11 protein-coding genes are annotated in these 11,822 nt (G+C 46.9%); 3 read left to right on the forward strand and 8 right to left on the reverse strand.

Going from position 1 to position 11,822, the window contains the following annotated elements:
• Window positions 1–39: 39 nt before the first annotated feature.
• From argS to speE, 4 genes are all read right to left on the reverse strand, one after another.
• Window positions 40–1,713 (reverse strand): arginine--tRNA ligase, encoded by a 1,674-nt coding sequence (argS, locus tag V1501_RS20570; protein ID WP_409290727.1) that lies wholly within the window; start codon window positions 1,711–1,713, stop codon window positions 40–42.
• Window positions 1,714–1,718: 5 nt separating this feature from the next.
• On the reverse strand, window positions 1,719–2,165 hold the full coding sequence (locus V1501_RS20575; protein WP_409290728.1) for a DUF1934 domain-containing protein: 447 nt from the start codon (window positions 2,163–2,165) through the stop codon (window positions 1,719–1,721).
• 212 nt (window positions 2,166–2,377) lie between these two features.
• Complete coding sequence (gene speB / locus V1501_RS20580) at window positions 2,378–3,253, reverse strand: agmatinase (RefSeq protein ID WP_409290729.1); 876 nt, start codon at window positions 3,251–3,253, stop codon at window positions 2,378–2,380.
• 209 nt (window positions 3,254–3,462) lie between these two features.
• Window positions 3,463–4,290: a spermidine synthase gene (gene speE, locus V1501_RS20585; RefSeq protein ID WP_409290730.1), complete on the reverse strand. Its 828-nt coding sequence runs from the start codon at window positions 4,288–4,290 to the stop codon at window positions 3,463–3,465.
• A 445-nt stretch (window positions 4,291–4,735) separates the two neighbouring features.
• On the opposite strand from speE, the gene V1501_RS20590 reads away from it, so the two are divergent.
• Window positions 4,736–6,796, forward strand: a complete 2,061-nt coding sequence (locus V1501_RS20590; protein ID WP_409290731.1) for a transglycosylase domain-containing protein — start codon at window positions 4,736–4,738, stop codon at window positions 6,794–6,796.
• A 132-nt stretch (window positions 6,797–6,928) separates the two neighbouring features.
• Here the strand turns inward: V1501_RS20590 and V1501_RS20595 are convergent, their stop codons facing one another.
• Both V1501_RS20595 and V1501_RS20600 read right to left on the reverse strand, forming a co-directional pair.
• Window positions 6,929–7,441 (reverse strand): YwhD family protein, encoded by a 513-nt coding sequence (locus V1501_RS20595; RefSeq protein ID WP_409290732.1) that lies wholly within the window; start codon window positions 7,439–7,441, stop codon window positions 6,929–6,931.
• 31 nt (window positions 7,442–7,472) lie between these two features.
• Window positions 7,473–8,126, reverse strand: a complete 654-nt coding sequence (locus V1501_RS20600; RefSeq protein ID WP_409293485.1) for a site-2 protease family protein — start codon at window positions 8,124–8,126, stop codon at window positions 7,473–7,475.
• A gap of 176 nt (window positions 8,127–8,302) precedes the next feature.
• Here V1501_RS20600 and V1501_RS20605 point away from each other — a divergent pair, with 176 nt between their 5' ends.
• Entirely contained in the window at window positions 8,303–8,488 is a 186-nt protein-coding gene (locus V1501_RS20605; RefSeq protein ID WP_409290733.1) for a 2-hydroxymuconate tautomerase, read from the forward strand.
• A 24-nt stretch (window positions 8,489–8,512) separates the two neighbouring features.
• Here V1501_RS20605 and V1501_RS20610 read toward each other — a convergent pair whose 3' ends face one another.
• Together V1501_RS20610 and V1501_RS20615 are read right to left on the reverse strand one after the other, a co-directional pair.
• Complete coding sequence (locus tag V1501_RS20610) at window positions 8,513–9,025, reverse strand: YwgA family protein (protein ID WP_409290734.1); 513 nt, start codon at window positions 9,023–9,025, stop codon at window positions 8,513–8,515.
• 54 nt (window positions 9,026–9,079) lie between these two features.
• The gene (locus V1501_RS20615) at window positions 9,080–10,384 is read right to left on the reverse strand and encodes an HD domain-containing protein (RefSeq protein WP_409290735.1); all 1,305 of its coding nucleotides are present in this window, start codon (window positions 10,382–10,384) and stop codon (window positions 9,080–9,082) included.
• Between the two features lie 522 nt (window positions 10,385–10,906).
• On the opposite strand from V1501_RS20615, the gene V1501_RS20620 reads away from it, so the two are divergent.
• The gene (locus V1501_RS20620; protein WP_409290736.1) at window positions 10,907–11,689 is read left to right on the forward strand and encodes an RsfA family transcriptional regulator; all 783 of its coding nucleotides are present in this window, start codon (window positions 10,907–10,909) and stop codon (window positions 11,687–11,689) included.
• Window positions 11,690–11,822 lie beyond the last annotated feature (133 nt).

The raw sequence follows: 11,822 nt of genomic DNA on the forward strand, positions 1-11,822 counted from the left end.
TCGCACCGTCCCGGGAACCAGCATCATTTTTATATTTTCTTACATCTTCTCCGGAGCTGAAACCCCGATCAAAGCAAGGGCATTCTTAATGGTGATCTGTACAGAACGGACGAGCGCGAGCCGTGCACGGCTCTTGTCCGCTTGGTCTGCATCAAGCACCTTTTCTGCATTATAGAAGCTGTGGAAAGCAGCCGCCAGTTCGTTGATGTAGTTCGTGATCCGATGAGGAATCCTCTTTTCAGCTGCATCAGCAACAACCTGTGGGAAGTCGCCCACTTTTTTAAGCAGGTCATATTCTTTTTCAGATGAAATGTGACTGTATTGCAGATCCCCGCCTGCATAGTCCAGGTTCATTTCCTTGCCCTGGCGCAGGATGCTGGCAATCCGCGCATGTGCATACTGAGCATAATACACAGGATTTTCATTTGATTCTGAAACAGCCAGGTCAAGGTCAAAGTCCATATGGGTGTCGGCACTCCTCATGGCAAAGAAGTAGCGTACCGCATCAAGTCCCACTTCCTCCATCAAATCCCTCATGGTGACAGCTTTGCCTGTACGTTTGCTCATCTTCATTTTCTCGCCGTTTTTAAACAGATGGACAAGCTGGATGATTTCGACTTCCAGCTGCTCACGGTCATAGCCGAGTGCTTCGATGGCTGCTTTCATTCTCGGGATATAGCCATGATGATCGGCTCCCCAGATATTGATGATTTTCTCGAAGCCCCGCTCCAGCTTATCGCGGTGATAGGCGAGATCAGGTGTAAGATAGGTAAATGATCCATCCTGCTTAATCAGAACACGGTCTTTGTCATCCCCAAGATCAGTGGATCTGAACCAGACAGCCCCATCCTGCTCATAGATGAAGCCTCTGTCCCTTAAGACCTGGAGTGCTTCATCAATCTTGGAATTATGATACAGAGAGGTTTCCGAATACCATACATCGAAGGAAACACGGAAGTTCTCAAGGTCCTTCTTCAGCTTGTTCAATTCAATTTCAAGGCTGTACTGGCGGAAGAAGTCAAACCGCTCCTCTGCGTCTGCATGGACATAACGGTCCCCGAATTCGGCGGCCAGCTTTTTGCCGATGCCGATAATGTCTTCCCCGTGATAAGCATCCTCAGGCATGGGGAAGTCCTGGCCCAGTGCCTGGAAGTAGCGGGCTTCAACGGATTTTGCGAGATTATTAATCTGGTTTCCGGCATCATTGATATAATACTCGCGAGAAACATCATAGCCTGCCATAGCGAGGATATTGCATAAAGAATCCCCTACTGCCGCACCCCTCGCATGGCCGAGGTGAAGATCGCCTGTCGGATTGGCTGAAACAAATTCAACCTGCACCTTCTGCTTCTGACCAAAGCCCGATTCCCCGTAAGCATCCCCTGCTTCAAGAACCGCTGGAATGATGTCAGTCAGGTAAGAATTGTCCATATAAAAATTGATGAAGCCGGGACCTGCCAGCTCAATCTTGTCAATGTTTGCTTTAGAAGCATCAAAATGTTCAATAATCGTTTCCGCTATCATACGCGGTGCTTTTTTCGCGACTCTTGCCAGCTGCATGGCCATATTGGTGGAATAGTCTCCATGAGCCTTTTCTTTCGGCACTTCTAAAACCACATTTGGAATCTGCTCTGCTTCAGCCAGATTCCCTTTTATGACCGCCTCTTTAATTTCCTGTTTGATCTTCTCCTGCACCTGCTCTGCCACATTCATACCGTTCAGGCTTCCTCCTTATAGACAATGGACATCTGATACTCCCCTAAATCGCTGCCCTGCATGTTCAGTTTATAATGCAGGCCGATCTTGCCTTGCTTCTGGGTATCATCCCATTCTCTTATCATCTTTTTTGTATCAGTCTGCATCTCAAGTCTGCCATATATACTTTCATAATAGCCAAGTGTTATCATGTTTTCCTGAAAAGTCTGCTTCATCTTCACTGAACCGCTTCTCATCAGCATCAACTCTGTATCAGTGAATTTCACGATTGTATTGATCCTGCCGTTCTCATCATTTTCCTCGTACTGTAAGTAGTCGGCATTCGCCTTATTATGCAGGGTGCCAAAAGTGACCAGGTCAAAGACCTCAGTTTCAGCTCCATTGGTTATGGAGGTGCTGACGGTCACTTTCACCCTAAGCCTTCCTGATTCTTCTTCTTGAAGCATCATATACACCACCTGTACTGAAATAACTCTATAAGTATAAGGATTCTGGCCGCAATATTCAAGGGGGCAGGGCTGATCATCCTATATGACAAAAAGAGGCTGCCCCAAACACAGGAACCTTCCCCAGACGGCCGCGGGAAGGCTTAGGATGACGTCTCCTCCTGCGTGGTCAAAGGGATAATGGCCCATTTTTTAGGACATCCTCTTTCTCGATTTTATTTCTGAACCCAGCCCAGCAGCATTTCTCTGATCAGCTTGCTCGCTGTATTGGCCGTCTGCTCAGACACGTCATAAATGGGTGCTACCTCCACCAGGTCACAGCCGATTACATTCACATCGGATCCAGCGATGGCATGGATGGATGCAAGCAGCTCTTTTGAAGTGATGCCGCCTGCATCGACTGTTCCTGTTCCCGGTGCATGTGCAGGGTCGAGTACATCGATATCGATCGTTACATAAACCGGCCTTCCGGCAAGGCTGGGCAGGATTTCTTTAAGCGGCTCAAGCACCTCGAACTTGGAAATATGCATGCCATTCTCCTTAGCCCATTGGAATTCTTCCTTCATGCCCGAACGGATGCCAAAGGAATAAACATTTTCCGGCCCGATATGCTCGGCAATTTTACGGATAGGCGTAGAGTGTGAAAGCGGCTCGCCTTCATATTCTTCACGCAGGTCGGTATGGGCATCCATATGGATAATGGCAAGATCCGGATAGTGCTTTGCGGCCGCCTTCATCACAGGCCAGGAAACAAGATGCTCCCCTCCCATGCCAAGCGGGAATTTGCCTGCCGCAAATAGTCTGCCGGCGAATTCTTCTATCATATCAATACTGCGCTGCGGATTGCCAAATGGAAGCGGAATATCGCCGGCATCGAAATATTTAACTTCATCCAATTCCTTATCCAGATACGCGCTGTACTCCTCAAGGCCGATAGAGACCTCGCGGATCCTTGCCGGGCCGAACCTTGACCCCGGCCGGTAGCTGACTGTCCAATCCATCGGCATCCCGTAAAGGACTGCCTCTGATTCCTCAAAATCCGGATGGCTCTTAATAAATACATTTCCTGAATATGCTTCATCAAATCGCAAGGGTGGATCACTCCTCTATTCTGTCTATAAAAATAATAGGGAGGCTCCTTTAGGGCTCCCCTGGTTGTGTTAATTTGTGTTCTTTATTTAAGCTTATACCGAAAACTATGCGGCTGAATAAGAAGTGGATTTCCACTCAAAGCGCTCGCTTCAACCAGCCTGACTTAGTAATCAGACCGCCGCATAGAACAGATTGTAAAAAATCTATCTTACTTAATCAGGTCCTGCACAAACTTCGGCAGTACGAAAGCTGCTTTATGAAGTTCTTTTGTGTAGTATTTTGTGTCGATATCGTGGAAGCGCTCATCGCTGATTTCAAGCGGGTGGTGCACTTTTGAACCGATGGTGAACGTCCACAATCCGCTTGGATAAGTAGGGATGTTGGCGATATATAGACTTGTGATCGGGAAGATTTCCTTTACATCCCTCTGTACTTCTGTAATCAGGTCTGCCTTGAACCAAGGATTGTCAGTCTGGGCGACAAAGATGCCGTCTTCCTTCAATGCTTTGGATATTCCGGCATAGAAGCCTTTTGTGAACAGGTTGACAGCAGGGCCGACCGGCTCAGTGGAATCTACCATGATCACATCGAATTCATTCTCGCTCTTTGCGATATGCATGAAGCCGTCATCAACGCGCACATCAACACGCGGATCTTCAAGCATGCCTGCAATTTCCGGAAGGAATTTCTTGGAGTACTCGATGACTTTGCCGTCAATGTCGACAAGAGTAGCTTTCTTGACGCCCGGATGCTTAAGGACTTCACGGATCACACCGCCGTCCCCGCCCCCTACCACAAGCACATTCTCAGGATTTGGATGAGTGAACAATGGTACATGTGCCACCATTTCGTGGTAGACGAACTCATCCTTGACACTGGTCATTACCATATCATCAAGCAGAAGCATATTGCCCCACTCTTCTGTTTCTACCATATCAAGCTTCTGGAATTCCGTTTGTTCTGTATGTAAAGTTTTGTTCACTTTCATCGTGATACCAAAATGATCTGTCTGCTTTTCAGTAAACCATAATCCCATCTATATCATTCCTTTCAGATATGTTTCCTGCCTTAGTCAGTATGCCCAGAATTCCCTCCAGGCTCACCTGCGATTTTGCTGTTTTAACAGCCAAAACTTTTGTGTAACAGAAAAATTATAGAACAATCTAGCAAAAAAGCAATATTAATTTTTGTTTTTTTCTGTTCCATGTTTAAAACATGGATTGTTTTTTCATACTACATACTAACAGTTTTTACTCTATTACCTCTAAATGTGCGTCCAAAACACGCAAGCTATTTTATAAGGCTATTCTCGTAAACAATGTGGCTTTTGAAACAGGAGGGTTGATTTTCGCTTCAGGATGCCCGCTTTCGGCACCAATCAACCTTGCTTACCCATGATCTCCTCACAAACTCATAAAAGCTAACATGACCTTAGGATTAAGACGATTATATTAAAAATAATTTTTCAGGGTGGTGGTAAGATGGAAGCCATGACTGGCCAGCGTTTTAAGCAATCAATGAAAATTTTCAGGGCTATAGCCATCCTGACCGGAGCGGGGCTTGCCATCCTTTTTCTCATCTATTTAGCTGTCCTTGGCTATGCGAAGCTCCTGGGCCCGCCTCCGCTTGCTGTTCCAAAATCTACAATTTTCTACTCGGCGGATGGCGGGGAGATCGGGGAAACAAATACAAATCAAAAAAGATACTGGGTCAAGCTCGCCGATATTTCCCCATATCTGGCAGAGGCAGCTATTTCAGTCGAGGACCAGCATTTTTATAAACACGGCGGTTTTGATCCAAAACGGATTGCGGGGGCAGTTCTTGCCGATGTGCGGGCCATGTCAAAAGTTCAGGGGGCAAGCACCATCACCCAGCAATATGCCCGGAACCTTTTCCTCCATCATGAGAAAACATGGAAGCGGAAGCTGGAGGAGGCCTTTTATACGATCCGGATTGAAATGAACTATTCCAAGGAGCAGATCCTCGAGGGCTATCTCAACACCATTTACTATGGGCATGGCTCATACGGCATACAGGCGGCCAGCAGGTACTACTTCGGAAAAGATGCCAGGGAATTGACCCTGGCTGAAGCATCCCTGCTCGCCGGCATACCAAAAGGTCCTTATCGCTACTCTCCTTATATGTCACTCGAGAACGCAAAAAACAGGCAGCGGATCGTTCTCCGTGCCATGAATAAAACCGGATATATCAAAAAAGAAGAGATTGCCGCCGCTTCTGCCAAGAACCTAAAGTTCAAGGATCAGCAGCAGGAAAAGCAGGAGAATACAGCCCCGTATTTCCAGGATGCGGTAAAACAGGCCCTCCGGACACAGCTGAATCTGGATGAGCGGAGCATTGAACTTGGCGGCTTTAGTGTATATACAACACTTGACCCCAAGCTGCAGGAGCTTGCTGAGGAAAGCTTCAATTCTGTCTTTGCTCCAGATTCTGAAATTCAGGGCTCCCTGGTCTCCATGAATCCGAGGACAGGTGAGGTCAAGGCCCTTGTCGGCGGCAGGGATTATGAAAAAAGCCCCTTCAACCGGGCGGTCCAGGCCTCAAGGCAGCCCGGATCAACGATGAAGCCGATTCTCTATTATGCAGCACTTGAGCAGGGATTCACTCCATCGACAAAGCTCAGGAGTGAACTCACGACCTTCACTTATGATGGAGGCAAGTCCTCTTACACACCGCATAATTATAATAATCAATATGCGGATAAAGACATCACACTCGCACAGGCACTCGCCTTGTCCGACAATGTATATGCAGTCAAAACCCACCTTTTCCTAAAACCGAATTCCCTGATCGGCTCTGCACGGCGATTCGGGATTTCATCACCACTTTCCGATGTACCGTCGCTGGCCCTCGGTACATCAGGGGTGAAGCTGACAGAAATGGTGAATGCATACAGCCATTTTGCCAACGGCGGCAAAGAGGTGCGGCCTATCTTCATTAAAAAGGTTGTAAATCATGAGGGTGAGGTTATCTATGAGTACAAGCATAAAAAGAAACAGGTGCTAGATGCCGACCTTGCCTTTGAAATGACAGCCCTGCTTACCGGTATGTTCGATTCAAAATTGAACGGCTACGCATCCGTAACCGGCAGCACCATCGCCTCAAATCTTACCCGGCCATATGCCGGGAAATCAGGCTCCACCGAGTATGACAGCTGGATGGTCGGCTATACTCCCCAGCTTGTGACCGGAGTCTGGAGCGGATATGATGACTCGCGCAAAATTCAGTCTTCCCTTGAAAAGGGGTATACGAAAAAAATATGGGCCGGGTTTATGGAAGATGCCATGCGCGGCGAACCGGTCAAAAAATTCAAGCCTACCGAGGGGGTCATCGGCGTCTACATCAACCCTGAAAGCGGAAAACTGGCTGCAAAGGGCTGCCCGGTCAAGCGCTTCACCTACTTCATTAAAGGAAGCGAACCGACTGAATACTGCACAGAACATCTCAAAGATGGGCCTGCCAAAGCAGAAAAGTCTCATCATAAAGGAAAGACTCCCTGGTATAAGCGGCTTTGGGGACATTAGGATTATGGCATTATATGAAAAACCCCGGAAATCATGATTTCCGGGGTTTTTCTGTCCTAGTTTTACAGCATACTTGCTGTAAATAATATTACTTCATTTTCTTAATATTCGACAAGTATAAATTTTACTGTTTTATTGGTCCTGAAGGCCTTGTTTCAGTTCATCGCTGGAATTATTCCACATTTCCTCATTATGGTTCTTCAGGAAGGCAGCGAGAACTTCCTTGGACGAGGCATCCATATGGCTGATGATGATGTGGCGCTTCATTGATTTATCCATGCGGTTCACATGCTCCGGAAGAGATTTGTAGCCGCGGCGGATGGAACGGTCAACGGTCAATTCACAGGCGGTGACACCTGCATAGTAGGCGCCTCCCGGCTTGCGTTCCACCGTGACCCAGATGAGCCAGTAAGGCTTTCCATTTGGCACATCTGCTTTGTTCGGGAGGAATTTGATCCCTTTTTCCACAGCACTTCTTGCATGCATGGCCCCAATGTCGATGAAGGCTTCCCGTTCCTCTACATCAATGAATACCGGGGATACGTTTTCAAGGCTCAAGGCGCCGGTCCCGAATCCCCCGTGACCGTCTGTCGGGTCATTTTTTATAATATTGAATCCTAATTTTTTCTTCGGTTTTTCTTCCAAACCTTTCACCTTCTTTTACAATAATGATCACTTAAAAGAACAGGGCTGAAAAGATCCCGGATAGTCCGCTGTACACCGCAGGTATCACAGTATTGAATATCGGATCTATTGTGTATCTCGACAGAGGCGTCAGGACCAGGATGATGAAAATGATGGATCCATATGCCTCAAATTGGGTCATCTTCGCCCGGATGCCGGATGGCGCCAGGTCTTCAATGATCCGGTAGCCGTCGAGCGGCGGCAGCGGGATGAGATTGAAAACGAACAGCAGGACATTCAATTCAATCAGGGTTGTAATAAATTTGGTCACATATTCATTCTCCTGAATTCCGGCACTTATCAGGCCAAAGTACACGGCAAAGCCAATGGCGGCGATCAGGAGGTTTGAGAGCGGACCGGCAAGCGAGACCAATATTCCTGCAACCCGCGGGTTCTTGAAATAGTTTCTGTTGACCGGGACCGGTCTCGCCCAGCCGAACCCTGCGACAAGCAGGAGGATCGTCCCGAGCGGATCCAGGTGGACGGCCGGATTCAATGTCAGTCTTCCCTGTTTTTGTGCGGTCGGATCGCCGAATTTGTAAGCTGTATAGGCGTGGGCAAATTCATGCAGGGTAAAGGCAATGACCAGCGTGATGATGATGTAAGGCAGTTCCTCTAATGGAAACCGCAATATACTTTCGAAAATTTCCACCTATTTGTATCCCCCAATTTTCCTATTCGATCTCTATAGTTATTATCTCCAGTATACAGGAAACTCTGTCCCCAATTCAAAGGACCAATCCCCTCCGTGCTTCCCAGCTTGATTTTATCGTAAAAATGTGAAAAACTACACTCATGTTATATGAGGAGGAGGGGAAATTCATGCCCTACATAACGGTAAAAATGCTTGAAGGCCGCTCTGAAGATCAAAAGAAGGCCCTTGTGGAAAAGGTTACGGAAGCGGTCATCGAGACGACCGGCGCTTCAAAGGAAAAGGTTGTTGTATTCATTGAAGAAATGCCAAAGAATCATTACGCAGTGGCAGGCAAGAGGCTGAGCGACCAGTGATTATGGAAAAAGCTAAGCGGTCCATTATTGGAGCTTAGCTTTTTCTTGTAATTTAGCAATATATTGATAAGCTTCCTCAATTTCTTCAGCTGTGTATTTCTGTTTGCTTTTAAGTGTCTGAATTTTCTCGGAGACTTCTTCCTTCGTCAGCTCATAGAAATAAAGAACCGTAGATACGAGTTCCAGAAAGCGTGAATTCTGTTCGTTCATATCAAGCAGGCAGGGCTTCAGTGCCGGATGCTCCTGCATTTCATAATGCTTCAGGAAATCCTCGCCGGACGGTGTAAGGGTGTAGCAGTACTGATAATATCCGTTCTTTTTTTCATTGCTTTCATTCAGATAGCCGAGATTGCACAGCTCCTCCACCCTCAGGGTCAGCTCTTCAGAATAAGGCCCGTAAAAGTGGAAGTGAAACTTTTCCTGAAAGGGAAAGGAAATCTTCTTGGCGATATAAATCATCTTCTGAAGTTTCTTCCTCCCCGAAATCTCGCCGGCTGTAGATATGGCCTGTATTATTTTAGCATGATCATTAAACAAGGTCTTCACTCCTCTAAGAAGTTCCATTCATCCTGTCAGAGCCGCCAGGCACGCTCATTCAAGGTCAAGGAGCTCCCTGATCTGTCTTTTTATTTTCCGCTTGCCGGTTTCATCCTGAAGGATGTCTGCCGGAAAGTACAGCTTATGATCTGTCCGCCTTTTTCCGGAAATCGCATCAACAATTTCAGATTCCCTGGAAAGCTCGCGGATCTCTCCGTTGTTTTTCATCAAATGAATCGGAAGTCTTTCCTCCTCCTCACCCGGACGATAAAAATCGTATGGAAGATCAGAGGAAGAGTCTACTACAAGATAATATTCCGGGTCAATGCCCGCTTTATGGAAAAGTCTGTTAAGCTCGAGCAGCTTGCTCATCTGCTCATTGGATGGATGGAACTCGACATATTTGAACAGCTTTCTGTTCACAAACCGTAAGCAGAGATCCCTTAGAATCGGATCTGATTCCTCCTGCCAGAGCTGGAAATAATAAAGCATCACCGATTCATCGAGTTTAAGATAATCTTCCAGCGTAATGTTCCCTTCGAACAAGGAATAAAAATGGATCGGCTCCAATTTAAAAGTGTAATTCTTTTCAGACAAATGCTTTGCCCTGTGCAGGATCTTTGTCAGGATTACTTCGGCGCTCCGGGTCACGGGGTGGAAATATACCTGCCAGTACATCTGGTACCGGCTCATGATATAATCTTCGACCGCATGCATGCCGCTGTGCTTGATGACCACCTGGTCTTCCTTCGGCCGCATCACACGCAGTATGCGCTCCATGTCAAAATGCCCGTAGCTCACGCCTGTAAAATAAGCATCCCGCTGCAGATAATCCATGCGGTCGGCATCGATCTGGCTTGAGATCAAGCTGACGACCAATTTATTGTTATAGGTCTTCGCGATAACATCCGCCACTTTCTTAGGAAAGTCTGCTCCCACTTTTCTAAGGACAGAGTTGATCTCTGTGTCTCCCAGAATGATTTTCTGGGTGAACTCCTCATGATCCAGATCAAATACTTTCTCAAATGAGTGTGAAAAAGGTCCATGTCCCAGGTCATGAAGCAGGGCAGCACAGAGCGACAGAAGCCTTTCAGACTCATTCCATTCAGGACGCCCGTCAAATACATCATCCACGATGCGCCTGATGATTTCATAAACGCCAAGAGAGTGGTTCAGGCGGCTGTGCTCGGCGCCATGAAAAACCAGGAAGGTCGTCCCAAGCTGGCGTATACGCCTTAGGCGCTGGAATTCCTTTGTGCCGACCAAATCCCAGATCACTCTGTCTTTGATATGTATATAACGGTGTACAGGGTCTTTAAAGACCTTTTCCTCGTACATTTTTTCTTCGGAATATCCCATGGACCGCCCTCGTTTTCGTAATCTCTCGTGTAATATATTATAGCCTGCCGCCATAAAAAATCCTACCTTAATCCCTGCGGAAAACAGAAAAATTTAGCAGACTTTTTCCTTTTTTGCCGAACTTGCCCGAATGGCAGCGGATACAGATTATTGATTATAATCTTATATTTTCCCTGCCGCGTCCTCCTTTTAAACTTCGGCGGATATATTCGTTATACCCTCTTTTAAAGTGTTTAGCTGCTTTCTTCCCTTTTACTGCCATGTTGGGTGGGAAATCACCCTTCTTAATAAATAATTCAGTTCATAGAACTCCAGGAAGCGGCGTTTTCCAAAGAAGTCATTAAAAAAAGCCTAGAAAAACCCAAAGTTTAAAACTATTATCCTTTCAAGCTGTATAAAAACGGATGTTCCTGACGAGACTGTTTGTAAGAAAGCATGTCTGGGAAGGCGGTCTGCTGGGGCAGGCAGGTTTCCTCTGACATCATGCTAATATATCCATCTAGCAGGAAAGGGAGTAATAGGATGAAAGTTCGTCAAGATGCTTGGACCGAGGAAAATGATCTGCTGCTTGCGGAAACCGTTCTGCGCCATGTAAGGGAAGGCAGCACACAGCTGAATGCATTTGAAGAGATTGGGGATAAACTGAACAGGACTTCTGCTGCGTGCGGTTTCCGCTGGAATGCCGTTGTGCGCCATAATTACGAAAAAGCCCTGCAGCTTGCCAAAAAGCAGCGGAAACAGCGGAACCGCATCCTCGGCAAAGATCAGGGAGGCAAGAAAAAACTGCTCTACAGCCCGCCGGTTCCAACCCTGGATGAAATTACTGAGACCATTCCGCTTCAGGAACTGCATACCCACGAACAGCATCTTGGGGAAGCGGCAGAAGTACATGAAGTGGAAGCAATCGTGGAGACGTATAACGAATTGGCCAGGGAGCAGTTTCCGGCATTCACCGCACAGGCTGTACAACCTGTAACCCAAATGTCCCCAAAGGAAGGGCTGACCATGGACAGTGTCATTCAATACCTGCAGTCCCTGGGCACAAATCAGCTTCAAAATCATGTGCTAAAGTCAGAAAACGAGCGGCTTAAGCTTGAAATAAGAGACTTGAAGCAGCACATCGAAGAACTGCAGAAGCGCATCCATGACCTGGAGGAAAATTCAGGCATGATGCAGGAAGACTATGAAACCCTGATGAAGATCATGAACCGGGCCAGAAAGCTCGTTGTACTGGATGAAGACGAACGCCCGGCTACCAAGTTTAAAATGGACCGAAACGGCAATTTAGAAAAAGTTGCTGAATAAAACGAGAGAGAGATTGGCAGCCTGACATTCTCGATTTTTCATATCTTTATAAATGATTCTTTTCAAACAAAAGGTTGATTTGCAGGCACTCAGCCTGAGCGGGGCGGGCGGTGAGCCTCCTCGTCTTCGCCTG

It is taken from the genome of Paraperibacillus esterisolvens, assembly GCF_046237625.1.
Taxonomy (GTDB): Bacteria; Bacillota; Bacilli; order Bacillales; family DSM-1321; genus Paraperibacillus; species Paraperibacillus esterisolvens.

Bases quoted from the DNA above. Each gene is read 5' to 3' on its own strand.
- V1501_RS20605 (WP_409290733.1), top strand. From the start codon at position 8,303: ATGCCCTACATAACGGTAAAAATGCTTGAAGGCCGCTCTGAAGATCAA.
- V1501_RS20590 (WP_409290731.1), top strand. From the start codon at position 4,736: ATGGAAGCCATGACTGGCCAGCGTTTTAAGCAATCAATGAAAATTTTC.
- V1501_RS20620 (WP_409290736.1), top strand. From the start codon at position 10,907: ATGAAAGTTCGTCAAGATGCTTGGACCGAGGAAAATGATCTGCTGCTT.
- argS (WP_409290727.1), bottom strand. From the start codon at position 1,713: ATGAATGTGGCAGAGCAGGTGCAGGAGAAGATCAAACAGGAAATTAAA.
- speE (WP_409290730.1), bottom strand. From the start codon at position 4,290: ATGGGATTATGGTTTACTGAAAAGCAGACAGATCATTTTGGTATCACG.
- V1501_RS20575 (WP_409290728.1), bottom strand. From the start codon at position 2,165: ATGATGCTTCAAGAAGAAGAATCAGGAAGGCTTAGGGTGAAAGTGACC.
- V1501_RS20615 (WP_409290735.1), bottom strand. From the start codon at position 10,384: ATGGGATATTCCGAAGAAAAAATGTACGAGGAAAAGGTCTTTAAAGAC.